This is a genomic window from Paracoccus sp. P2 (genome assembly GCF_046335115.1).
GTDB classification, from domain to species: Bacteria; Pseudomonadota; Alphaproteobacteria; order Rhodobacterales; family Rhodobacteraceae; genus Paracoccus; species Paracoccus pantotrophus.
The window spans coordinates 44,945-66,468 of sequence record NZ_JBGOSN010000016.1; the positions used below are offsets into that span (position 1 = coordinate 44,945).

Here is a 21,524-nt window from a genome sequence, read left to right on the forward strand (position 1 = left end):
TGCCACGGGCTCGGGAAGCGGTCCAAGCGACCAGTTTCCTCGACGGGGGCCGCCGCCGGCGGCCCTCCCCCTCCATCATCCTGCCCAAGGGCAGGTCAGACCCCCTCGCGCACGGGCATGTAGAGGTCGCCCCCCTCGCGGTATTTCTGTGCCATGGCGGCCATGCCCTCCTTTTGCGCCTCGGCGCGGATGTCGTGGGAAATCCGCATCGAGCAGAATTTCGGCCCGCACATCGAGCAGAAATGCGCGAGCTTATGCGCCTCCTTCGGCATGGTCTCGTCGTGGAAGGCCCGCGCCGTCTCGGGGTCGAGCGAGAGGTGGAACTGATCCTCCCACCGGAACTCGAACCGGGCGCGCGACAGGGCGTCGTCGCGGATCTTCGCCGCCGGATGGCCCTTGGCCAGGTCGGCGGCATGGGCGGCGATCTTGTAGGTGATGACGCCGGTCTTCACGTCATCGCGGTCGGGCAGGCCCAGATGTTCCTTGGGCGTGACATAGCACAGCATCGCCGTGCCGAACCAGCCGATCATCGCCGCGCCGATGCCGCTGGTGATGTGGTCGTAACCCGGCGCGATGTCGGTGGTCAGCGGCCCGAGGGTGTAGAACGGCGCCTCGCCGCAGATCTCCAGCTGCTTGTCCATGTTCTCCTTGATCTTGTGCATGGGCACATGGCCTGGGCCCTCGATGATCACCTGGCAATCTCTGGCCCAGGCGATCTTCGTCAGCTCGCCCAGGGTTTCCAGTTCGGCGAATTGCGCCGCATCGTTGGCATCGGCGATGGAGCCGGGCCGCAGCCCGTCGCCAAGGCTGAAGCTGACGTCATAGGCGCGCATGATGTCGCAGATCTCCTCGAAATGCTCGTAGAGGAAGCTTTCGCGGTGATGATGCAGGCACCATTTCGCCATGATCGAGCCGCCGCGCGACACGATCCCGGTGACGCGGTCCACCGTCAGCGGGATGTGGCGCAGCCGCACCCCGGCATGGATGGTGAAATAATCGACGCCCTGTTCGGCCTGCTCGATCAGCGTGTCGCGAAAGACTTCCCATGTCAGGTCTTCGGCCACGCCGCCGACCTTTTCCAGCGCCTGATAGATCGGCACGGTGCCGATGGGCACGGGCGAATTGCGGATGATCCATTCGCGGATGTTGTGGATGTTGCGGCCCGTGGACAGGTCCATCACCGTGTCCGCGCCCCAGCGCGTCGCCCAGACCATCTTGTCCACCTCTTCGGCCATGGACGAGGTGACGGCGGAATTGCCGATATTGGCGTTGATCTTGACCAGGAAATTGCGGCCGATGATCATCGGCTCGGCCTCGGGGTGGTTGATATTGGCCGGGATGACCGCCCGCCCGCGCGCCACCTCGTCGCGCACGAACTCGGGCGTGACGAAATCGGGGATCGCGGCGCCGAAATCCTGCCCGTCGCGGGCCAGCGCCTCTTTCGCGGCCTTGCGGCCCAGGTTTTCGCGGATGGCGACGAATTCCATTTCCGGCGTGACGATGCCCGCGCGGGCATAGGCCAGCTGGGTGACGGCGCTCCCGTCCCGCGCCCGCAAGGGCCGGTGCCGGACGGGAAATTCCGGCGTCAGCCGGTCGCCGGCGACGAAGCCGTTATCCTCGGGCTTCACATGCCGGCCCTGATAGGCCTCGACATCGCCACGCGCCGCGATCCAACCGTCCCGCAGGCGCGGCAGGCCGCGTTCGATGGCGATCTCGGCGGCGGGATCGGTATAGGGCCCCGAGGAATCATAGACCGTCACCGGCGGTTCCGCGGCACTTGGATGCAAGGCTATCTCGCGCATGGGCACGCGAATGTCGGGATGAAGCACGCCGGGCTTGAACACCTTGGTCGAGGCGGGCAGCGGTCCGGTCGTGACCGTCAGGGTTTCTTTGGATGTCATGTCGAGGCTCCTCGCGTCGCAGCATTGGAGACCCAGCACTGACGGGAAGGAAAAGGATGCCCCATTGGTCGCAGCGACCGGCAAGGCATCCGCACCGTCCCTACGCCAGCATGAACTGGATCAGGTTCATAGGGTCCCTGCGCTGCCTCGCGGCCCAGCAGTATCTCAGCCCCTTGTCGGGACACCCCTGGTGAGATGCGCAGCATGCGAAGCGGGGCCGGGGATGTCAATAACCAGAGCGGGCGTTTCCTTTACGCGCCGCCGCGCCCGCGGGCGGGCCGCGCCGGCAACGGCCTCGCCCCGCCGGTCCCGGCGGCGAATTTCGCCGGCGATCACGGCCTGATGCCTTTGGGGCAGCGGGCCAGGGCGGGCCAGGCGGCAGGGTCCGGGAAGCCGGCGCCTCGCCACGCTCCCGGCGACCGGGCGCACCGGTTGAAGGCCGTCGCAGCCGCGGCATTCGCCCTGCGGGGGCGTGCTGAAACGGGCGGCGCTTCCGACCGCTCGATCTGCTCGGAACGCCGCGGCCCGCTGCATGTCGTTGCTGTCCGGGCAACGCGATGTTCCAGTTCGCGGGCTGGTCGATCCTTCACGAAGATTTCATAGTCCGACAAAAACCGCCACAACAGAGAGGAAATCCCATGCGGGAAACCCCTGCCTTCAGCCCTGGAACCTGGGCGTTGCACGGCCTGGTGCTTATCATCGTCTGCATCGCCGAGGCGATCGGCGTCCTGAGGCTGCCCATCGGCATCGCTGCCATCATCCTGCTGCCGATGCTTTATGCCTTTGCCATGGGCATCGTGCTGAATCCGAACATCACCCGCGCGACGAGGCGGTTGCTGACGCCCGGCGTGCAGAAATTCGCCGGCGGCATGATCACCATCGCGATCACCCCCTTCGTCGCCAAGTTCGGCACGACGGTCGGCCCCCAGATCCAGGCCATCATCGACGCCGGCCCCGCCCTGATCCTGCAAGAGATCGGCAACCTCGGCACCATCGCCATCGCCTTTCCCGTCGCCGTCTTCCTGCTGCGGATGGGACGCGAGACCATTGGCGCGGTCTATTCCATCGACCGAGAGCCGAACCTGGCCCTGATCGCCGAGAAATACGGCCTCGACAGTCCCGAAGGCGCGGGCGTCATGGGCGTCTATGCCACCGGCACGCTCATCGGCACCTTCGTCTTCGCCATCATGCCGCCCTTGATCCATGCGCTTGGCCTTTTCGACGTCCGCGCCCTGGCCATGTCCTGCGGCGTCGGGTCGGGATCCATGCTGGCGGCCTGCACGGGCGCCCTCGTCAATGTCGTTCCCGAGCAGAAGGATCTGATCCTTGGCCTGGCGGGTGCCTCGAACGTGCTGACCTATGCCACCGGGCTTTATGTCGGCATGTTCGTCGCCCTGCCGCTGACCGAATGGCTGTTCCGCAAGGCCCGGCCCGAGCTTTACAACCAGGGATGAGATCATGAGCAAGACCGCTGACAACCTGCCCCTGGGCAATGAGGAACTGGACGAGCGCCGGATTCGCATCGGCGAAACCGCGATCCTGCTGCTGATCGCCTGCGTCATCGGCACGATCTCGAACTATGTCTCGACCGGCATCGGCGCGCTCGAAGCCCTGCCGGGGATGGGCTTCCTGTATCTCTGCTCGGTCGTCGGGCTGATGCTGGCCCGGTTCGTGCCGTTTTACCTGCCGGCCGTCGCCTGGGTGTCGCTGATCGCCATCGTCGCCACGATCCCCGGCGTTCCCGGTTCGGGCTGGGTGGTGCAACAGGCCGACAAGATCAACTTCCTGTCGCTGGCCACGCCGGCCCTGGCCTATGGCGGTCTTGCGCTGTCGGCCAAGGAGTTCGACATCGCCAGGCGCTCGGGCTGGAAGATCGTCATCGTCGCCATCTGCGTCATGCTGGGCACCTATCTGGGCTCGGTGGTGATCGCCGACCTGGCGCTGAGGTTCTTCTGATGCGCGACCTGCCGGCACAGGTGGTGGCCGATGCGATCGATTGGCGCAGGCGGTTGCACCGCAATCCCGAACTGGGGTTCCAGGAACACGAGACCGCCGGCTTCATCGCCGGGCAGCTTGCCGGTTTCGGCTATGAGGTCCGGCGCGGCATCGGCCGGACCGGGGTGGTCGGCAGCCTGACCAAAGGCAATGGCAACCGCGCCATCGGCATTCGCGCCGATATCGACGCCCTGCCGATCACCGAGACCAGCGGCGCCGAATGGGCCTCGGGCAATCCCGGCCGGGCGCATGCCTGCGGCCATGACGGCCATACGGCGGTGGCGCTGGCCGCCGCCCGCCTGCTGGCCGATATGCCCTTCGAAGGCACGCTCCGCTTCATCTTCCAGCCCGCCGAGGAGAACGAGGGCGGCGGGCGGGCCATGGTCGAGGACGGGCTGTTTCGCGACTGCCCGGTCGATGCTGTCTATGCGCTGCACAACTGGCCCGGCCTGCCGCTCGGCACGCTGGTTGCGCGCGACCGCGAGATGATGGCGGCCTTCGGCACCTTCGAGATCCGGCTTGCCGGCAAGGGGGCGCATGGCGCCATGCCGCACGAGGGGGCGGATACGCTGCTCGCCGCCTCGCAGCTGGTGTCGGCGCTGCAATCCATCGCGGCGCGCAATGTCAGCCCGCTGGACAGCGCGGTCGTGTCGGTGACGCAGATCCATGGCGGCGATGCCTGGAACGTCCTGCCGGAAACCGCCGTCATCCGCGGCACGACCCGCTGGTTCGATCCGGCGGTCGGCGACCTGATCGAGGCGCGGCTGCGCAAGCTGGCCGCATCGGTCGCCGAAGGGTTCGGCTGCACGGCCGAGATCGTCTATGAACGGCGCTATCCCTCGACCCTGAATACCCCGGAAAACGCTGCCCTGGTGCGCAAGGTCGCGGCGGCGGGCGGGCTTTCGGTCGTCGACGCCCCGCCCAGCATGGCGGCCGAGGATTTCGCCTTCATGCTGAACGAGCTGCCCGGCTGCTATTTCTGGATGGGCGCGGGCCGCGAGGCCGGCGACAATCCCGGCCTGCATTCGCCGCGCTTCGATTTCAACGATGCGCTGATCCCGCTGGCCGTCGGCTTCTGGCTGGACCTGGCGGCGGCCGAGCTTCGCGCGCCTTGACTCGCGAGGCGGACGGTCCTCATCGTGAGGCGATGATGACCCTCGACCGCCGCGACATCCGCATCTATCTGGCCGTGCATCGCCATGGCTCGATCCGCGCCGCCAGCGACCAGCTTGGGCTGGCGCCCTCGGTGGTGTCGCGCCAGATCGCCGATATCGAGGCGCAGCTGGGCGTGACCCTGTTCGAGCGCAGCTCGAAAGGCGTGCGCCTGACCGATGCCGGCAACCTGGTGCTGGAACATGCCCGCCACGTCGTCGAGGAGGCGGGCTTCCTTCAGGAACAGCTTGCCGATCTGCGCGGCATCCAGCAGCGCAACATCCGCATCCATTGCGGCGAGGGGTTCCTGGCGGATTTCATCCGGAATGGCCTGGCCGGATTCATGTCGCACAGCCCGCATGTGCGCTACGAATTGCTGATCGGCTCGACGGATGCGGTCGTCGCGGCGCTGGCCAATGGCGAAAGCGACATCGGCATCGCCTACAACCCGCCGGTGACGGGATCGGTGCGCAGCATCGTTTCGGCCGGCCATCCGCTTTGCGTGGTGATGCCGCCCGGCCATGCCCTGGCCGGCCTGCCGCAGGTCCGGCTGGCCGATTGCCTGGACTATCCCCTGGCGCTGCTGCCCAGGGGGCATGGCACCACCGACCTGCTGGCACGGGTCGCCTCGGACAGCGGGCTGGCGCTGGCGCCGCAGCTGATGACCACCTCGATCGACGCGCTGCGCCGCTTCGTGACCACAGGGCTGGGGCTGGCCTTCCTGCCCCGGGCCTCGGTCGCCATGGACCTGGCCGAGGGCGCGGCGGTGGTGCGCGAACTGGCCGACCTGGCGCTTCTGGGGGCGACGGCGCATCTGATGGTGCGGGCGCGGCGGCGGCTGCCCGCATCCGTGGCGCAACTGGCCGGACATCTGGAACGCAGCATGGCCAGCTTTGCCGATGTTCCGCTGGGGGCAACACCTCGTTCGTGATCCGACCGCTAGCGCCGATGCCCCGGTTGCGGAAACTGTCATGCATCAACAGAAGAGGATCACATGACAGAAACATCCACCGTCGGCATCGTGGGCCTGGGCGCGATGGGCCTTGGCATGGCAGCCTCTGCTGTCAGGGCCGGCTTCCGCACCCTGGGATTCGACCTGTCACCTGAACGGCTGGCGCAGGCGCGCGCCGAAGGCGTCGAGCCGGCGGGCGATCTGGCCCAGGTCTTTGCCGCCGATCGCGTGGTCTTCTCGCTGCCGACGGCGCGCGATGTCGCGGGCGTCATCGACCAGGTCTCGGGGGTTCTCGAGGGACGTTCTCGGGTCGTCGTCATCGACACCTCGACCTCGGAACCCGCGGTGACGCGGGCGCTGGCGGCCCGGCTGGCGGCGATGGGGCACGGTTTCCTGGACGCGCCCGTCTCGGGCGGGCCGGCCGGCGCGGCCAAGGGCGCGCTGAGCATGATGATCGGCGGTTCCGCCGCAGACCTGGCCGATGCCCGGCCCGTCATCGAGGCGCTGTCGGCCAGGGCGATCCATGTCGGCGACAGCGGTGCGGGCAATGTGGCCAAGCTGGTCAACAACCTGCTTTGCGCCGCCCATATGCTGACCACGGCCGAGGGGCTGCGCCTGGCCGAGGCGGCGGGCATTCCCGCGCAATCGGTGCTGGAGGTGCTGAACGCCGCTTCCGGGCGGACCATGCTCAGCGAGGTGCATTTCCCGGCCTGGGTGATGAACGGCGCCTTCAACAGCGGCTTTACCATGGCGCTGATGCAAAAGGACGTGCGGCTGGCGCGGCAGCTGGCCGAGGAATGCGGCGCCCGGCTGCCGCTGACCGAGAAGGCCGCGCAGCTTTGGGCCGATGCGCCCTATGCCGGCGACGACGACTTTACCCGCATGGGCGATTTCCGGGCGAAATGAGGTAACGACATGAACGTGACGACAATCGACGCCGCCGAACAGGCCGACCGGATCCTGACGCTCTATCGCGAGATCTTTCCGGGCGCCGACATCGGCAGCCTGATCGGCGGCGAGATCCTGCCCGGCTCGGGGGCGCAGTTGGAGCTGACCGACCCGGCCTCGGGCCAGGTCTTCGCCCGCTATGCCGATGCCGGCGCGGCCGAGATCGACGCCGCCATGGACGCAGCGGCGCGCGCGCAGCGCGAATGGATGGCGATGCCCGCCGCCGCGCGTGGCCGGATCATGTGGGCCATCGCCGGCCAGATCCGCGCCCATGCCCCCCTGATCGCCGAGATCGAAAGCCGTTCGGCCGGACGCCCGATCCGCGACATCCGCGGCGAGGCGCTGCGCGTGGCCGAGATGTTCGAATATTACGCCGGCTGGTGCGACAAGCTTTACGGCGACGTGATCCCGGTGCCGTCGAGCCATCTGAACTATACCCGCCACGAGCCGATCGGCGTGGTCATGCAGATCACCCCCTGGAACGCGCCGCTGTTCACCGGCGGCTGGCAGATCGCGCCCGCCATCTGCGCCGGCAACGGCGTGGTGATCAAGCCCTCGGAACTGACGCCGCTGTCCACGCTGATCCTGGGCCGGATGTGCGAGTTGGGCGGCGCGCCGCGCGGGCTGGTCAATGTCATCGCCGGGGCCGGGCCGACGGCCGGGCAGGCCGGCGTCACCCATCCCCGGACGGGGCTGGTGGTCTTTGTCGGCTCGGCGCAGGCGGGCGCGGCCATCGCCGCGGCGGCGGCAAGGAACACCGTGCCCTGCGTGCTGGAGCTTGGCGGCAAGTCGGCCAATATCGTCTTTCCCGACGCCGACCTGCCGCGCGCGATCATCGGCGCGCAGGCGGCGATCTTTGCCGGGGCGGGGCAGAGCTGCGTTGCCGGCTCGCGCCTGCTGGTGCATCGCAGCATCAAGGAGCGTTTCGTCGCCGCCTATGCCGAGGCGGCCGGGCGCATCGCGCTGGGCCATCCCTTCGACGAGGCGACCCATGTCGGCCCGATCAACAACCGGCGGCAGTGGCAAAAGATCTCCGAGATGGTCGGCGCCGGCGTGACCGAGGGGGCGCGCATTGCTGCCGGCGGCGGACGGCCGGCGTCGTTCGAGGCGACCGGCGGTTTCTACTTCGCGCCGACGATCCTGGATGACGTAACCCCGCAGATGAGCGTCGCACGCGAGGAAATCTTCGGCCCCGTCGTATCGGTCCTGACCTTCGACAGCGAAGAGGAGGCCGTCGCGCTGGCCAATGACAATCCCTATGGCCTTGCCGGGGCGGTCTGGACCGCCGATGTCGGCCGGGCGCATCGCATGGCGGCGGCGGTCCGCGCCGGCACCTTCTGGGTGAACGGCTACAAGACGATCAATGTCTGCTCGCCCTTCGGCGGCTTCGGCCGCTCGGGTTACGGCCGCTCTTCGGGGCAGGAGGCGCTGCTGGCCTATACCCAGACGAAAAGCGTCTGGGTCGAGACCGCGGCCGAACCGCCGGCGAGTTTCGGCTACGCGCCCGGCTGATCGGAAAAAGCCCAAGACATCACGACGCCGCGCAGCCCGCAAGAATCGCGGGCTGCACAAGCGGTATCGATCTGCAGGCCGCAAGCGGGTGGGCGGCTGCGCCTGCTGCTCGCCCGGGGCTCGAAACCATGCCGCAACTGTGATCCCTTCAAGCCGAAGCCGCGGCATCGCCATCCGGAATGCCGCTGCCGGCAAGCCGCGCAGCCGTATCGGCGATGCGGCAATCGCCCCAAGCACCGGGGAAGGTGGTCGGATCGGCCCGTGCAATCGCGCGGGCCGGGGACGCGTTCCTCGACCGCTTCAGCGAGCAATCGCCGCCGGAATGCCGGCCGGTGATCCCTGTCCTCAGTCCAAGGCCGCGCAGGCCTGGGCGATGGCGGCGCAGGCCTGTTCGATGACCTCCATCGAGGTCGCGGTCGAGATGCGGAAATAGGGTTCGAGCCCGTATGCCCCGCCATGGACCGAGGCGACGCCTGCCGCCTCCAGAAGATACAGGCTGAAGTCCAGGTCGTTCCTGATCGTCCTGCCGTCCGGCGTCTTCTTGCCGATCAGGCCGGCGCAGCTGGGATAGAGGTAGAAGGCGCCGTCCGGCAGGCGGCAGGCAAGGCCGGGGATGGCATTGATCAGCGCATGGGCGCGGTCGCGCCGCTGGCGATAGACCGCCACGGCCTCGTCGACCGAATGCTGGTCCGAGGTCAGGGCCGCAGCGGCGGCTGCCTGGCTGATCGAGGAGGGGCAGGACGACATCTGCGATTGCAGCTTGTTGATCGCATCGATCAGCGCCAGCGGCCCGACGCCATAGCCGATCCGCCAGCCGGTCATCGCGTAGGACTTGGAGACGCCGTTGACGACCAGGGCCTGCGGCTTCAGCTCGGGCAGGACGGTCAGGATGCTGCAGGGCTCGAAATCGGCGAACCAGATTCGGTCGTAGATCTCGTCGCAAAGCACCATCACATGCGGATGGCGCAGCAGCACCTGTCCCAGCGCCCGCAGCTCGTCGGCGCCATAGGCGGCGCCGGTGGGGTTCGAGGGCGAGTTCAGGATCACCCAGCGGGTGTTGGCGGTGATCGCGGCCTCCAGCACCTCGGGGGTCAGCTTGAAGCCGACCTCCTCGCCGCAGGGAACGACGACCGGGGTGCCGCCATTGGCGATGACCATGTCGGGATAGGACACCCAATAGGGCGCCGGGACGATGACCTCGTCCCCGGGCTCGACGGTGGCCATCAGCGCCACGAACAGCACCTGCTTGGCGCCGCCGCCGACGCAGATCTCGTTCAATTCGCAGTCGATGCCCAGCCGCGTCGCGAAGTCGCGCTGGATGGCCTTGCGCAGCGCGACCGTGCCGTTGACCGGGGTGTATTTCGTCTCGCCCCCTTCCATCGCCCGGATGGCGGCGGCCTTGATGTGGTCGGGCGTGTCGAAATCGGGCTCGCCCACGGTGAGGTTGAGGATCCTGCGTCCCTCGGCCTGCAGGTCGCGGACCTTCTGCGCGGCGGCGGTGCTGGGCGAGACGCGGATGCTGGTGACGCGCGAGGCCAGTTTGATGTTGCTCAAGGCAATCTCCATCGGTGCGGATTGTTCGGATGCCGGCGGGGCGGCGCGTTACTTGTTGCCGGTCAGGATCACGTCGTCGCCCACGCGCTTTGCGGTGCGCAGGCCGCCGGGGACCTGCAGCGTCGGCAGCAGCTCGATCAGGTTGATGTTGACATATTGCGGCGTCCCGACCGCATATTCCACGGCATCGGCGATGTCCGAGACCTGCGGCATCTCGAAGCCTTCGTAATATTTGCGTTTCGCCTCGGCGGGGTCGATCTTCTCGACCTTGGCGAAGATGTCGGTCTCGACCCGGCCGGGGCTGATCTCGGTCACCCGGACGCGGCGGCCGAAGGCATCGACCCGCAACTGGCGCGAGACGGTATGCATCGCCGCCTTGGTGGCGTGATAGGCGATATGGCCGCCGAACTCGTAATGCCCGGCCATCGAGGTGATGTTGACGATATGGCCGCGGTCGCGCGCCATCATGCCCGGCAGCAGCAACCGGGCCAGGTGCAGGGCGGCGCGCAGGTTGACGTCGATCTGCTCGTCGATGTCGAAGGCGCTGGAGGTAAGGATGCTGCCGGGCCGCGACACGCCGGCATTGTTCACCAGCACGTCGATTTCCAGATCCTTCACCAGCGCGGTCACGGCCTCGGTGTCGGAAACGTCCACCGCATGCGGGATGACGCCGCATCGGTCCGCCAGTTCCTGCAGCTTGTCGGCGTTGCGGGCCAGGGCGTGGACGGTCAGCCCCTTGGCGCGCAGCCGCTCGGCGATGGCCCAGCCCATTCCGCCCGAGGCGCCCGTCACCAATGCCGTCTTGTAATCCGAAAATGCCATGGTTCTGTCTTTCTTCTCGTGAATGGGCCGGGGGGTCAGATGTGGCGGGTCAGCGGCGCGATGGTCGCGCCGCCCGCCGTGATGCCTTCGCGCAGCCGCCGCGTCAGTTCGACCGCGCCCGCCGTGTCGGAATGGACCAGGACGGACTGCACCGGCATCGGGATGACCTGGCCCTCCACCGTGTCGACCTGCCGGTCGCGGATGACCCGCATGACGCGGGCCACGACCAGCTCGGCATCATGGATGACCGCCCCCGGCTGGCTGCGGGGGGCAAGCTGGCCGCTGGCCAGATAGCCGCGGTCGGCCAGGAACAGGCGGACCACGTTGCCGCCCATCTCCAGCGCGGCCTTTTCCAGGGCGCTGCCCGGCAGGACCAGGAAGGCGATCTCGGGGTCGAAGGCCATGGCCGCGCGCGCCACTGCCGCCGCGATGGCGGGATCGGAGCTGGCGAGATTGCCAAGCGCGCCATGCGGATTCATGTGGGTGATGCGATGCCCGGCGCGGCCCGCCAGCCCGGCCAGCGCGCCCAGCTGGTAAAGCACATGGCATTCCAGTTCCGGCAGGTCCATGTCCATCCGCCGCCGCCCGAAGCCCATGCGGTCGGGAAAGCTGACATGCGCGCCCAGATCGACGCCATGCTCCCTGGCCAGCCGGATCGTGCGGTCCATGATGACCGGATCGCCGGCATGGTAGCCGCAGGCCACGTTGGCCGAGCTGATCTGCGCCATCAGCGCCTCGTCATCGGCGATGCGATAGGGGCCGAAGCCCTCTCCCATGTCCGAGTTGATGTCGATGATCATGGCTTGGTCTCCAATGTCAGGACGGTGTCACCGTGGCCGAACAGGGTGCCGGGTTCCGGGATCTGCGACGCGATGGTGCCATCCGCCGGGGCGATGACGGGGGCGCGGACGGCGCCTTGCGCGACATAGCCCAGAAGCTCGCCGGTGCGGACGGCGTGGCCGGGCGCAAGGGCGGGCAGGCCGTCGTCGCTGCCGCGCGGCAGGAAGCGGCCGATATCGGGGCTGCGCGCGGCTGCGGTCGCCGTCGCGGGCTGCGCCGGGGTTATGGCGGACGGTGCGGGTCCGGCCGGCAGGACCAGGCGCAGGAACATGTCCCCGCCCTCGATCTCCAGCGCGCCGACGCCATGCGCGCGCATCGCGTCCAGAAGCCGGGTAAGGTCTTGCTTGTCGAACATCACTGCCATCCCCCCTGCCGGACGCGGAATGCTTCCAGCTCGGCGCGGATTCCGGCCAGGCTTTGCTGCTGCACCCTTGCGGCCTCGGCCGCCTCGGCCGGCGTCACCCGGCGAAAACGCAGGCGGTCGCCGGGCCGCGCCTGCGCGATGCGCCACAGGTCGGGTTCGATGACCGCCGCGATCTTGGGATAGCCGCCCATGGTCGCGGAATCGGCCAGCTGGATGATCGGCTGCCCGCCACCCGGCACCTGCACGATCCCCGGCGCGATCCCGTGCGAGCGCAATTCGCCCGACGCGGCATAGGCCAGCGGCTCGCCCTCCAGCCGATAGCCCTGGCGGTTGCTTTGCTGGCTGACCGCATAGGGCGTGGTCCAGAACGCTTCGCGCGAGGCCGGGGCGAAACTCCCGTGCTCGGCCGAGGGCAGGGCGCGCAATTCGATCTCTGCGACCCCGGGGGCACGCAGCGCGGGCATGGTCAGGCTGAACCCCGCAAGCGGCAGCGGCGCGGTATCCGCCGCGGCGTGCAGCAGGTCGCCGGCGGCAAGGACGCGGCCTTCCAGCCCGCCGAAACCCTCGCGCAGCTGCGTGCTGCGCGAGCCCAGCACCGCCGGCACGTCGATCCCGCCGGGCAGGGCCAGATAGGTGCGGGCGCCCGAGGCCATCGGGCCAAGCTCCAGCACCTCGCCCTCGTCCGCCATGCCCGCCCAGACCCGCGGCAGCGGCCGGCCGGCCAGCGTCGCGCCGCAGGCCGCGCCCGCCAGCGCGAATGCGCCGGCCTGCCGGAACCGGAACCGTGCCGGGGTCAGCGGGATTTCCAGCGTCGCGGCATCCTCGTCATTGCCCAGCATCATGTTGGCGATGCCATGCGACAGGGCGTCCATGACCCCGGCGCGACCAAGCCCTTGCGACCAGTAGCCGTCGCGTCCCAGATCCTGCACCGTCGCGCCCGGCGGAATGAAAAGAGCCTCGATCATGCCTTGACCTCGACGGGGTTGAAGCGGATCCGGTCGCCGGGCCGCAGCAGCGCGGCGGGGCTGCATTCGGGGTCGAAGAAGGACAGGCCGGTGCTGCCGATGGTGTTCCAGCCGCTGGGGCCGGCCGAGGCCGAGACCCCGGTCTGCAGCCCCGCCAGCGACAGCGACCCGCCCGGCAGCCGGGGCAGCGGCACCTTGCGGCGCGGTGTTTCCAGCCGGGGATCCAGGCCGCCCAGATAGCAATAGCCGGCATGGCTGCCGACCGCATAGACCGTGTATTCCGGCGCGGCATGCAGGCGCACCACCTTGTCCACCGGCAGGCCGGTCATCTCGGCGACCTCGGCCAGATGCGGGCCGTCATAGGCCATGTCGATGGCCAGAAGCCGGCCCTCGACCTGCTTGCGGATGCCGCTTTCCCACAGCGCGGTCAGGTCCTTCTCGATCCGGTCGAGTTCGATCGGGACATGGTCCAGAAGCAGGGTGACATTGGTCATGCCGGGCACGGCTTCGCGCACGCCCTTCCAGGTGGCGGCCTCGTCGGCGACGGCCCAGATACGCTGCTGGTTGGCGAGGTCGAAGGGGCAGGAGGGCTGGAACAGCACCGCCCGGCTGCCGATCATGGAAAGCTTCGCGTCAGGCATGGCGGGATTTCCGGGTTTCGAGCCAGTGTTCGAGATGGTGGATGCTGACCCCCCCGGCCGAGAAGCCGGGCTCTGCCAGCATCTGCCGGTGCAGGGGGATATTGGTCGAGACGCCTTCCACCCGCGCCTCGGCCAGCGCGGTGCGGGCGCGGGCCAGCGCCTCGTCGCGGTCGGCGCCATGGGCGATGATCTTGCCGATCATCGAATCGTAGCTCGCCGGGATCTCCGAACCGGCGCCGACATGGGTATCCATGCGGATGCCCGGCCCGCCCGGCACGTGCATCGCCGTGATCCGGCCGGGGCTGGGGGCGAAGCTCTGCGGATCCTCGGCATTGATCCGGCATTCGATGGCATGGCCCAGGCTGCGCACCTGGTCCTGGGTGATCGGCAGCGGCTTGCCGCGCGCCACGTCGATCTGCATGGCCAGGATGTCCAGCCCGGTGACCATTTCCGTCACCGGGTGCTCGACCTGGATGCGGGTGTTCATCTCGATGAAATAGAACCGCCCGTCCTCGTAGAGGAATTCGAAGGTGCCGGCGCCGACATAGCCGATCCGGCGGCAGGAGGCGGCGCAGCGTTCGCCGATTTCCGCGATCAGCGCCCGGTCGATGCCCGGCGCCGGCGCCTCTTCGATCAGCTTCTGGTGGCGGCGCTGCATCGAGCAGTCGCGGTCGCCCAGCCACAGCGCATGTCCATGTGCATCGGCAAGAACCTGGATCTCCACATGGCGCGGCCTTTCGAGGAATTTCTCGATATAGATGTCGGCATTGCCGAAGAAGCGGCCGGCCTCTTGCCGGGTGACCATGAAGGCATCGGCCAGCTCGGATTCGGTCCGCACGACGCGCATGCCGCGCCCGCCGCCGCCGCCGGCCGCCTTCAGGATGACGGGATAGCCGATCCCGGCGGCGATCCGGCCGATCTCGTCGGGATCGTCCGGCAGCACGCTGTCCGGGCCGGGCACGCAGGGCACGCCGGCGGCGATCATGGCGCGCTTGGCCTCGACCTTGTCGCCCATCATCCGCATGACCGAGGCGCTGGGTCCGACCAGCCGCCGGCCCGCGGTCTCGACGGCCTCGGCGAATTCCGGGCGTTCGGAGAGGAAACCATAGCCGGGATGGATCAGGCCCGCGCCGCTGGCCTCGGCCGCGGCCAGAAGCGCGGGGATGTTCAGATAGCTCTTGGCGGCGGGTGCGGGCCCGATGCAGATCGCCTGATCGGCCAGGTGCAGCCAGGCGGCGTCGCGATCCGCCTCGGAATGCGCGCAGACGACGCGCAGGCCAAGCCGGCGGCAGGCGCGGATGATGCGCAGGGCGATCTCGCCCCGGTTGGCGACCAGCAGGCAGTCCATGTCGATCGCGGCCATCAGCGGATCCTCATCAGCGGCGCGCCCGCCTCGACCGTCGCGCCGTCTCCGACCATGATGGCCTCGACGGTGCCTGCTTGGGGCGCGGGGATGGCGGTCATCATCTTCATCGCCTCGATGACGCAGATCGTCTGGCCGGCCTCGACGCGGGCGCCGACCTCGACAAAGGCCGTCCCGCCGGATTCGGGGCGCAGGTGGCACAGGCCCGCCAGCGGGGCGGTGACGGCATCTGCCTCGGGCGCCGCTGGGGCGGCCTGCGCCGCCTCGATGGCGGGTTGCGCGGGCAGGGGGGCGTCGCCCGCGCCGCGGCGGATGGTGATCCGGTGCCCCTCGGCCGAAAAGGCGAACTCGGCCAGATGGTTTTCGGCGGCCCATTCCATCCCCGAGATGATGGAGTCGATGGTGATCGGCATGCGAAGGGCGTTGTCCCTGTGCGAAGTTGCGTTCTCTTGCGATTGGTAGCACCGCCGCTTCGCAATGATGTCAGAGCGGTTTCGCATGACCCGTCCGGGGGCATCGCGAAACCCGATCACATCAGATGCAGACGCTCTTATGCCTGCGCCCCGCGTTCTTCCTATGCTTCCGGCCGATCACCGCCGGCCCCGGCCGCGGCATTCCAGCAAGGAGGAGCACGACGTGCCCCATATCATCACCAGGATCGAACGTGCCGCGCCGGCGGATGTGGCCGCCCTGTCGAAATTCGGCAGCGCCACGATTCACGAGGCGCAGGGCCGGCTGGGCGCGCTGAGCGCGCGCCTGAAGCCCGTCGACCGCGCCATGTCGGTCTGCGGCCCCGCCTTCACCGTGCAAAGCGCGCCGCGCGACAACATCATGCTGCAACTGGCGATCCATTACGCCCAGCCCGGCGATGTCGTCATCGTCTCGGCCGGGGAATACGAGGAGGCGGGGTGCTTCGGCGACGTGCTGGCCAATGCCTGCCTGGCCAAGGGCATCGCCGGCGTGGTCACCGATACCGGGGTGCGCGACACGCAGGAACTGATCCGGCTGGGCCTGCCGGTGTTCTCGCTGAGCGTCTGCATCAAGGGCACGGTCAAGGAAACCCTGGGCCAGATCAACGGCGACATCGTCATCGGCGGGCAGGTGGTGCGGCCGGGCGACGTGATCCGCGGCGATGCCGACGGCCTGGTGGTGGTGCGCCGCGAGGATGCCGCCGAGGTGGCGCGCAAATCCGCTGCCCGCGAAGCGGACGAGGCCGGCTATATCGAGGCCTACAAATCGGGCCGGACGGTGATCGATGTCTGCAATCTTGAGGCGGTGCTGAAGGCCAAGGGCCTGACCACCGATCTTTGACGAGATCTTGCTGAGGATGCGCCCCGCGCCCTGCCGCGGTGCGGGATCAGGCCGATGATTCCCGTACGATCAGGTCGGTCTGGATTTCGATCCGGGCCGGCGCCGCGTCGGAATCCTGCCGCAGCAGGGCGACGATCAGATCCGCGGCCTTGCTGCCGATGCTGCCGGCATGGACATCGATCGTGGTCAGGCGGGGTACGCTGATCCTGCCGATCTCGTAATTGCCGAAGCCGGCCACCGCCAGGTCGCCAGGGATGCCGATGCCCCGCCTCTGGCATTCCGAGATCACCCCGAAAGCCACCAGATCCGAGACGCAGACCACTGCCCGGGTCTCCGGCTGGCTGTCCAGCAAGGCCCCGAGCGCCTGCGCCCCTTCGGCCATGCCGACCGGGGCGGTGCCGGCGGGAACCAGCCGCGTGTCGTCCAGCCCGTGGCGGCGCATCGCCTCGACAAAGCCGCGGCGGCGCTGGCCGCCGCGCGGATCGCGCGGCGATTCACCACCGATGAAGGCGATGTCGCGATAGCCCGAGGCGACCAGGTGATCCACCAGCCTGCCGATGCAGGCGGTGTTGGAAAAGCCCACGACATGCCGGATCGGCTGAGCGGGCAGGTCCCAGATTTCGATCACCGGGATCCGTGTCGCGCGCAGCATCTGCCGCGTCCTGCGCGTGTAGTCGCCCACCGTCAGGACGAGCGCCTCGGGCTTGCGGCGCAGCAGCTGGCCGATCAGCCTTTCCTCTTCCTCGGGGTCGTATTCGGTATTGGCCAGCAGGATCTGCAAGCCGTTCCGCGACAGCCCGCGTGAGAGCTGCCGCACGGTTTCCGCGAAATTCGCGTTATTGATCGAGGGGACGGTGACCGCCACGAAGCCGGAGCGGTTCTGCCGGAGGCTGGCGGCGGTCGCGTCGAAGACATAGCCCAGTTCCTCGGCCTTGGCCAGAATCCGGGCGCGTGTCTGCGGGTTGACGCCCTCGTCGCCGCGAAACGCCCGCGAGACGGTCATCGCGGAAACGCCGACCGCCTTGGCGATATCCGCCATCTTCACGGTTCCGCTGTGAAATCCGTCCCTGCTCATGCCGCCACATGCCCCTGCCGAAAGGGCAGGCTAGACGCTGCGGGATGCGGCCACAACACCCCGGCGGCATGGGACAGGAGGCCGCGGCAGGCCGTCCGCCGCCCGCCCGGCATGACGGGATGACGCAAGCCTAGAGCGAGACACTGATCGCCCCGTCCACATAGAGCGTGTGCCCGTTCACGAAGCTCGATGCGTCCGAGGACAGGAAGACGCAGGCCCCCACCAGTTCCTCGACCAGGCCCCAGCGCCCGGCAGGGGTGCGCTTTTCCAGCCAGGCCGAGAAATCGGGGTCCGCGACCAGCGCGGCGTTCAGCGGCGTGTCGAAATATCCCGGCGCGATGGCGTTGCATTGCAGCCCGTGGCGGGCCCAGTCCGTGGCCATGCCCTTGGTCAGGTTGCCGACGGCGCCCTTGGTGGCGGTATAGGGGGCGATGCCCGGCCGCGCCAATGCGGTCTGGACCGAGCAGATGTTGACGATCTTGCCGCGGCCGCGCCGGATCATGTGCCGCGCCACCGCCTGCCCGACATGGAAGACCGAGGCGATATTGGTCTGCAGCAGGGCCTCGAACCGGTCGGCCGGGAAATCTTCCAGCGCCGTGCGATGCTGCATGCCGGCATTGTTGACCAGGATGTCGATGGGGCCGACCGAGGCTTCGAAATCGTCGATGGCGGCGCGGACCTCGTCATGGCGGGTCACGTCGAAGGGCAGGGCCCGGATCTCGGCCTCGGGCAGTTCCGCCTGCAAGGCGGCGCGCGCCTCCTCCAGCCGTTTCGGATCCCGACCGTTCAGCACCACTGCGGCACCGCTTTTCGCCAGCCCCCGTGCCAGCGCATGGCCGATGCCCTGCGACGACCCCGTGACCAGCGCGCGGCGGCCCGCCAGCCCGAACAGGCTTTCAACAAATCCATTCGTCCCGGCCATCCCGTTCCTCCGTTTGGGTCTCGACAAATCCGTTCGACTCGTGTTTTGTTATCGATAACTATCCGAGTCAAGGGCCCGCTGAAAGGGCGACCGGAAAATCCCGCACCATAATGGAGAACACGATGAGCAAGCCGGTGGTCCTGCAGATGGGGGCCTATCCCGAATGGGACGAAGTCCCGCTGAGCGCGCAATACGATCTGCGCCGTTATTTCGAGGCCGCGGACAAGGAGGCCTTCCTGGCCGAATGCGGCGCCGAGGTGCGGGCCATCGCCACCCGCGGCGAGCTGGGGGCCAGTCGCAAGATCATCGAGGCCTGCCCGAATCTCGAACTGATCTCGATCTATGGCGTGGGCTTCGACGCGGTCGATCTGGAAGCCTGCCGCGAGCGGGGGATTCAGGTGACGAACACGCCCGACGTGCTGACCGGGGACGTGGCCGATCTGGGTGTCGCGATGATGCTGGCCGTCGCGCGCGGCATCGTCGGCGCTGAAGCCTGGGTGCGGGGCGGCCAGTGGGCGGCCAAGGGCAATTATCCGCTGCAGCGCCGCATCTGGGGCAAGAAGGCCGGTATCCTGGGGCTGGGCCGGATCGGCTTCGAGATCGCGCAGCGTTTGCGCGGCTTTGGCATGGATATCGCCTATTCCGACGTCGCGGCCAAGGACTATGCCGCCGATCTGACCTTCATCGCCGATCCGGTCGCGCTGGCGCGGCATTCGGAGTTCCTGTTCGTCGCCCTGGCGGCCTCGGGCCAGACCCGGCACATCGTCAATCGCGAGGTGATCGAGGCGCTTGGCCCCGAGGGCGTGCTGGTCAATGTCTCGCGTGCCTCCAACATCGACGAGGCGGCGCTGATCGCCGCGTTGCAGGACGGCCGGCTGGGCGCGGCGGCACTGGATGTTTTCGATAACGAACCCCAGATCGACCCGCGCTTCCTGGAGCTGCCGAACGTGCTCTTGCAGCCGCATCAGGCCTCGGGCACCGTCGAGACCCGCAAGGCGATGGGCGAACTGGTCCGCAACAACCTGGCGGCGCATTTCGCCGGCCAGCCCCTGCTTACCCCGGTTGTCTGAGGCCGTCATGAAAGCGATTGTCATCCACGCCGCCAAGGATCTGCGCATCGAGGAACGCGAGCCCGAGGCGCTTGGCCCGGGACAGGTGCGCATCCGCCTTGCGGCCGGCGGGGTCTGCGGATCGGACCTGCATTACTACAACCATGGCGGCTTCGGGGCGGTGCGGCTGCGCGAGCCGATGATCCTGGGCCATGAGGTCTCCGGCCATGTGGTCGAATGCGCGCCGGACGTGGCGGGGCTCGTTCCCGGCGATCTGGTCGCCGTCTCGCCCTCGCGCCCTTGCGGGGGCTGCGGCTATTGCCGCGAGGGGCTGCCCAACCATTGCGAGAACATGCGCTTCTACGGCTCGGCCATGCCGTTCCCGCATATCCAGGGCGCGTTCCGGCAGGAACTGGTGGCGGATGCCGCGCAATGCGTGCTGGCCAACGGCCTGACGCCGGGCGAGGCGGCGATGGCCGAACCGCTGGCGGTCACGCTGCACGCCGCGCGCCGGGCCGGCGAGCTGCTGGGCAAGCGCGTGCTGGTCACCGGCTGCGGGCCCATCGGCCTGTTGTCGATCCTGTCGGCGCGGCTGGCGGGCGCGGGCGAGATCGTCGCCACGGACCTGTCGGATTTCACGCTGGCGATGGCGCGGAAATGCGGTGCGGACGCGGTCGTCAACATGGGCACGGCGCCCGACGGCCTGTCGCCCTTTGCCGCCGGCAAGGGCGGGTTCGACGTGCTGTTCGAATGCACGGGTGTTGCCGCGGCCATCGCGCCGGCCATCGCGGCCATGCGGCCGCGCGGCGTGGTCGTCCAGCTTGGGCTGGGCGGCGACATGCCGCTGCCGATGACGGCGATCACCGCCAAGGAGCTGGACCTGCGCGGCTCCTTCCGCTTCCACCCGGAATTCGCGACCGGCGTCCAGGCCATGCTGGCGGGTCGGATCGACGTCAAGCCGCTGATTACCCACGAGATCGCCCTGGACGAGGCCGAAACGGCGTTCCGGCTGGCCTCGGACCGTTCGGCGGCGATCAAGGCGCAGATCCTCTTCGCCTGAGCCGAGGCCTCAGCCTTGGCCTGAACCGGAGGCCGCCGGGGACCGCGCCGCCTCGGTCGCCAGCCGCACCAGATGATCGCGCACCACGGCGGCTGCTTCCGAAAGCGGCAGCTGAGCCGAGACGCAGATCGCCATCGCGACCTTCATGTTGGGGCGGCGGATGCGGTAGCTTCGGGCACCCGCGACGCGGCGCTGCACGGCCTGCGCCGCCGATGCGGGCAGGATGGTGCAGCCCAGCCCCTCGGCCAGCGCGTTCGACAGGTAGGAAATCGACTCGGTCTCGGCGACGACCTGGGCGCTGGTCCCGACGCGCGACAGGGTGGTCTCGATCACCTGGCGGACGGTGTGGATCGGGCTTGGCAGGATCAGCGGCTGGGACACGGCCTCGGCGAACGAGATCTCGCCATCCTCCGGTTCGGCGATCTGCGTTCCGATGAAATGCAGTTCTTCCGTCGAGATCGGCTCGAAGCTGAGGCTGGGGATCTTGCCGGGATCGAAGATCAGCGCGATGTCCGTCTTGCCGGTCATGATCTGTTCGCTGATCACGCCGCCGCCGACTGCCTCATTGGCATAAAGCAGGATGCCCGGGTGCTTTTCGCGGATGGTCCGCATCAGCTGCGTCGCCACCAGCGAACCCAGGCCCAGCGGCGCGAACACGACGCTGACCGCGCCGGTAATCTCCTCGGAGGAGGTGGCGATGTCCTGCTCGGCCTGGTTCATCTGCCGGATGATCATCTGGCAATGGCGATACAGAACCTTGCCCGCCTCGGTCGGGATGACGCCGCGCTTCGAGCGCAGCAGAAGCGGCTTGCCGAAATGGGTTTCCAGCGCGGCGATCTGCTGGCTCAGTGCCGGCTGGGCGATGTGCAGGATCGCCGAGGCGCGGGTGATGCTGCCGATGTCCACGATCTTCATGAAGGCGTAAAGCCTGCGTATGTCCATGATAACATTTCCCTGAGGCGCGATTCTTCCGGCCGCGGCGGCCATTCTATTGGGTCGGCGCCTGCTGCGCACCGATGTATAAGCATTCGCGATCATGTCAGACCGAACTGTTCTTTTCGCGGCGACGGCCCGGTCGCTAGGGTGGCAGGTGCAACG

At 68.4% G+C, this 21,524-nt stretch carries 21 protein-coding genes and 1 riboswitch; of the genes, 9 read left to right on the top strand and 12 right to left on the bottom strand.

Annotated elements, in window-relative coordinates; translation table 11 throughout:
• Positions 1–95: 95 nt before the first annotated feature.
• Positions 96–1,901, bottom strand: coding sequence for a phosphomethylpyrimidine synthase ThiC (gene thiC / locus ACDP63_RS12055; protein ID WP_024844188.1), 1,806 nt, complete (start codon positions 1,899–1,901; stop codon positions 96–98).
• 79 nt (positions 1,902–1,980) lie between these two features.
• Positions 1,981–2,100: riboswitch (TPP riboswitch) on the bottom strand.
• Positions 2,101–2,539: 439 nt separating this feature from the next.
• Between thiC and ACDP63_RS12060 the strand changes: the two genes are divergently transcribed.
• The 6 genes from ACDP63_RS12060 to ACDP63_RS12085 all read left to right on the top strand — a co-directional run bounded on the left by ACDP63_RS12060 (position 2,540) and on the right by ACDP63_RS12085 (position 8,460).
• Complete coding sequence (locus ACDP63_RS12060; RefSeq protein WP_024844187.1) at positions 2,540–3,355, top strand: DUF3100 domain-containing protein; 816 nt, start codon at positions 2,540–2,542, stop codon at positions 3,353–3,355.
• Between the two features lie 4 nt (positions 3,356–3,359).
• Positions 3,360–3,857 carry a hypothetical protein gene (locus ACDP63_RS12065; protein WP_024844186.1) on the top strand — a complete coding sequence of 166 codons (498 nt, stop codon included), beginning with the start codon at positions 3,360–3,362 and terminating at the stop codon, positions 3,855–3,857.
• Positions 3,857–5,011, top strand: coding sequence for a M20 aminoacylase family protein (locus tag ACDP63_RS12070; RefSeq protein WP_036764930.1), 1,155 nt, complete (start codon positions 3,857–3,859; stop codon positions 5,009–5,011). The genes ACDP63_RS12065 and ACDP63_RS12070 overlap by 1 nt, the downstream gene beginning before the upstream one ends.
• Positions 5,012–5,046: 35 nt before the next feature.
• Positions 5,047–5,979 (top strand): LysR family transcriptional regulator, encoded by a 933-nt coding sequence (locus tag ACDP63_RS12075; RefSeq protein WP_197029420.1) that lies wholly within the window; start codon positions 5,047–5,049, stop codon positions 5,977–5,979.
• 63 nt (positions 5,980–6,042) lie between these two features.
• Positions 6,043–6,906 carry an NAD(P)-dependent oxidoreductase gene (locus ACDP63_RS12080; RefSeq protein ID WP_409928087.1) on the top strand — a complete coding sequence of 288 codons (864 nt, stop codon included), beginning with the start codon at positions 6,043–6,045 and terminating at the stop codon, positions 6,904–6,906.
• 9 nt (positions 6,907–6,915) lie between these two features.
• Positions 6,916–8,460 (top strand): aldehyde dehydrogenase family protein, encoded by a 1,545-nt coding sequence (locus tag ACDP63_RS12085; RefSeq protein ID WP_036747381.1) that lies wholly within the window; start codon positions 6,916–6,918, stop codon positions 8,458–8,460.
• A gap of 345 nt (positions 8,461–8,805) precedes the next feature.
• Here ACDP63_RS12085 and ACDP63_RS12090 read toward each other — a convergent pair whose 3' ends face one another.
• The 8 genes from ACDP63_RS12090 to ACDP63_RS12125 are packed head-to-tail and all read right to left on the bottom strand — an operon-like array spanning position 8,806 to position 15,422.
• Positions 8,806–10,014 (bottom strand): aspartate transaminase, encoded by a 1,209-nt coding sequence (locus tag ACDP63_RS12090; protein ID WP_024844181.1) that lies wholly within the window; start codon positions 10,012–10,014, stop codon positions 8,806–8,808.
• A 48-nt stretch (positions 10,015–10,062) separates the two neighbouring features.
• Positions 10,063–10,836 (bottom strand): SDR family oxidoreductase, encoded by a 774-nt coding sequence (locus ACDP63_RS12095; RefSeq protein WP_024844180.1) that lies wholly within the window; start codon positions 10,834–10,836, stop codon positions 10,063–10,065.
• Between the two features lie 35 nt (positions 10,837–10,871).
• Positions 10,872–11,636: a LamB/YcsF family protein gene (locus tag ACDP63_RS12100; RefSeq protein WP_024844179.1), complete on the bottom strand. Its 765-nt coding sequence runs from the start codon at positions 11,634–11,636 to the stop codon at positions 10,872–10,874.
• The gene (locus ACDP63_RS12105) at positions 11,633–12,031 is read right to left on the bottom strand and encodes a hypothetical protein (protein WP_024844178.1); all 399 of its coding nucleotides are present in this window, start codon (positions 12,029–12,031) and stop codon (positions 11,633–11,635) included. Before ACDP63_RS12105 ends, ACDP63_RS12100 begins: the two co-directional genes overlap by 4 nt.
• Positions 12,031–13,005: a biotin-dependent carboxyltransferase family protein gene (locus tag ACDP63_RS12110; RefSeq protein ID WP_024844177.1), complete on the bottom strand. Its 975-nt coding sequence runs from the start codon at positions 13,003–13,005 to the stop codon at positions 12,031–12,033. The genes ACDP63_RS12105 and ACDP63_RS12110 overlap by 1 nt, the downstream gene beginning before the upstream one ends.
• Positions 13,002–13,646: a 5-oxoprolinase subunit PxpB gene (gene pxpB / locus ACDP63_RS12115; RefSeq protein WP_024844176.1), complete on the bottom strand. Its 645-nt coding sequence runs from the start codon at positions 13,644–13,646 to the stop codon at positions 13,002–13,004. The genes ACDP63_RS12110 and pxpB overlap by 4 nt, the downstream gene beginning before the upstream one ends.
• Positions 13,639–15,009, bottom strand: a complete 1,371-nt coding sequence (accC, locus tag ACDP63_RS12120; RefSeq protein ID WP_028710151.1) for an acetyl-CoA carboxylase biotin carboxylase subunit — start codon at positions 15,007–15,009, stop codon at positions 13,639–13,641. Before accC ends, pxpB begins: the two co-directional genes overlap by 8 nt.
• Positions 15,009–15,422, bottom strand: coding sequence for an acetyl-CoA carboxylase biotin carboxyl carrier protein (locus ACDP63_RS12125; RefSeq protein ID WP_024844174.1), 414 nt, complete (start codon positions 15,420–15,422; stop codon positions 15,009–15,011). Before ACDP63_RS12125 ends, accC begins: the two co-directional genes overlap by 1 nt.
• Before the next feature lie 223 nt (positions 15,423–15,645).
• Here ACDP63_RS12125 and ACDP63_RS12130 point away from each other — a divergent pair, with 223 nt between their 5' ends.
• Positions 15,646–16,320, top strand: a complete 675-nt coding sequence (locus ACDP63_RS12130; protein ID WP_024844173.1) for a 4-carboxy-4-hydroxy-2-oxoadipate aldolase/oxaloacetate decarboxylase — start codon at positions 15,646–15,648, stop codon at positions 16,318–16,320.
• Positions 16,321–16,366: 46 nt separating this feature from the next.
• On the opposite strand, the gene ACDP63_RS12135 is transcribed toward ACDP63_RS12130, so the two are convergent.
• Both ACDP63_RS12135 and ACDP63_RS12140 read right to left on the bottom strand, forming a co-directional pair.
• Positions 16,367–17,395: a LacI family DNA-binding transcriptional regulator gene (locus ACDP63_RS12135; RefSeq protein WP_231486687.1), complete on the bottom strand. Its 1,029-nt coding sequence runs from the start codon at positions 17,393–17,395 to the stop codon at positions 16,367–16,369.
• Positions 17,396–17,525: 130 nt separating this feature from the next.
• Positions 17,526–18,317 carry an SDR family oxidoreductase gene (locus ACDP63_RS12140; protein WP_024844171.1) on the bottom strand — a complete coding sequence of 264 codons (792 nt, stop codon included), beginning with the start codon at positions 18,315–18,317 and terminating at the stop codon, positions 17,526–17,528.
• A 122-nt stretch (positions 18,318–18,439) separates the two neighbouring features.
• Here ACDP63_RS12140 and ACDP63_RS12145 point away from each other — a divergent pair, with 122 nt between their 5' ends.
• Together ACDP63_RS12145 and ACDP63_RS12150 are read left to right on the top strand one after the other, a co-directional pair.
• Positions 18,440–19,387, top strand: a complete 948-nt coding sequence (locus ACDP63_RS12145) for a 2-hydroxyacid dehydrogenase (protein WP_024844170.1) — start codon at positions 18,440–18,442, stop codon at positions 19,385–19,387.
• Between the two features lie 7 nt (positions 19,388–19,394).
• A complete protein-coding gene (locus ACDP63_RS12150) occupies positions 19,395–20,426 on the top strand; it encodes an L-idonate 5-dehydrogenase (protein ID WP_024844169.1) in 1,032 nt (343 codons plus the stop codon).
• Positions 20,427–20,435: 9 nt separating this feature from the next.
• On the opposite strand, the gene ACDP63_RS12155 is transcribed toward ACDP63_RS12150, so the two are convergent.
• Positions 20,436–21,368, bottom strand: coding sequence for a LysR substrate-binding domain-containing protein (locus ACDP63_RS12155; RefSeq protein ID WP_024844168.1), 933 nt, complete (start codon positions 21,366–21,368; stop codon positions 20,436–20,438).
• Between the last annotated feature and the right edge of the window lie 156 nt (positions 21,369–21,524).

Excerpts from the sequence above, each read along its gene's own strand:
- ACDP63_RS12125 (WP_024844174.1), bottom strand. The coding sequence starts at position 15,422 with ATGCCGATCACCATCGACTCCATCATCTCGGGGATGGAATGGGCCGCC.
- ACDP63_RS12095 (WP_024844180.1), bottom strand. The coding sequence starts at position 10,836 with ATGGCATTTTCGGATTACAAGACGGCATTGGTGACGGGCGCCTCGGGC.
- ACDP63_RS12150 (WP_024844169.1), top strand. The coding sequence starts at position 19,395 with ATGAAAGCGATTGTCATCCACGCCGCCAAGGATCTGCGCATCGAGGAA.
- ACDP63_RS12155 (WP_024844168.1), bottom strand. The coding sequence starts at position 21,368 with ATGGACATACGCAGGCTTTACGCCTTCATGAAGATCGTGGACATCGGC.
- ACDP63_RS12070 (WP_036764930.1), top strand. The coding sequence starts at position 3,857 with ATGCGCGACCTGCCGGCACAGGTGGTGGCCGATGCGATCGATTGGCGC.
- ACDP63_RS12135 (WP_231486687.1), bottom strand. The coding sequence starts at position 17,395 with ATGAGCAGGGACGGATTTCACAGCGGAACCGTGAAGATGGCGGATATC.
- ACDP63_RS12110 (WP_024844177.1), bottom strand. The coding sequence starts at position 13,005 with ATGATCGAGGCTCTTTTCATTCCGCCGGGCGCGACGGTGCAGGATCTG.
- pxpB (WP_024844176.1), bottom strand. The coding sequence starts at position 13,646 with ATGCCTGACGCGAAGCTTTCCATGATCGGCAGCCGGGCGGTGCTGTTC.
- ACDP63_RS12085 (WP_036747381.1), top strand. The coding sequence starts at position 6,916 with ATGAACGTGACGACAATCGACGCCGCCGAACAGGCCGACCGGATCCTG.
- ACDP63_RS12065 (WP_024844186.1), top strand. The coding sequence starts at position 3,360 with ATGAGCAAGACCGCTGACAACCTGCCCCTGGGCAATGAGGAACTGGAC.
- accC (WP_028710151.1), bottom strand. The coding sequence starts at position 15,009 with ATGGCCGCGATCGACATGGACTGCCTGCTGGTCGCCAACCGGGGCGAG.
- ACDP63_RS12145 (WP_024844170.1), top strand. The coding sequence starts at position 18,440 with ATGAGCAAGCCGGTGGTCCTGCAGATGGGGGCCTATCCCGAATGGGAC.
- ACDP63_RS12100 (WP_024844179.1), bottom strand. The coding sequence starts at position 11,636 with ATGATCATCGACATCAACTCGGACATGGGAGAGGGCTTCGGCCCCTAT.
- thiC (WP_024844188.1), bottom strand. The coding sequence starts at position 1,901 with ATGACATCCAAAGAAACCCTGACGGTCACGACCGGACCGCTGCCCGCC.
- ACDP63_RS12140 (WP_024844171.1), bottom strand. The coding sequence starts at position 18,317 with ATGGCCGGGACGAATGGATTTGTTGAAAGCCTGTTCGGGCTGGCGGGC.
- ACDP63_RS12060 (WP_024844187.1), top strand. The coding sequence starts at position 2,540 with ATGCGGGAAACCCCTGCCTTCAGCCCTGGAACCTGGGCGTTGCACGGC.
- ACDP63_RS12080 (WP_409928087.1), top strand. The coding sequence starts at position 6,043 with ATGACAGAAACATCCACCGTCGGCATCGTGGGCCTGGGCGCGATGGGC.
- ACDP63_RS12075 (WP_197029420.1), top strand. The coding sequence starts at position 5,047 with ATGACCCTCGACCGCCGCGACATCCGCATCTATCTGGCCGTGCATCGC.
- ACDP63_RS12105 (WP_024844178.1), bottom strand. The coding sequence starts at position 12,031 with ATGTTCGACAAGCAAGACCTTACCCGGCTTCTGGACGCGATGCGCGCG.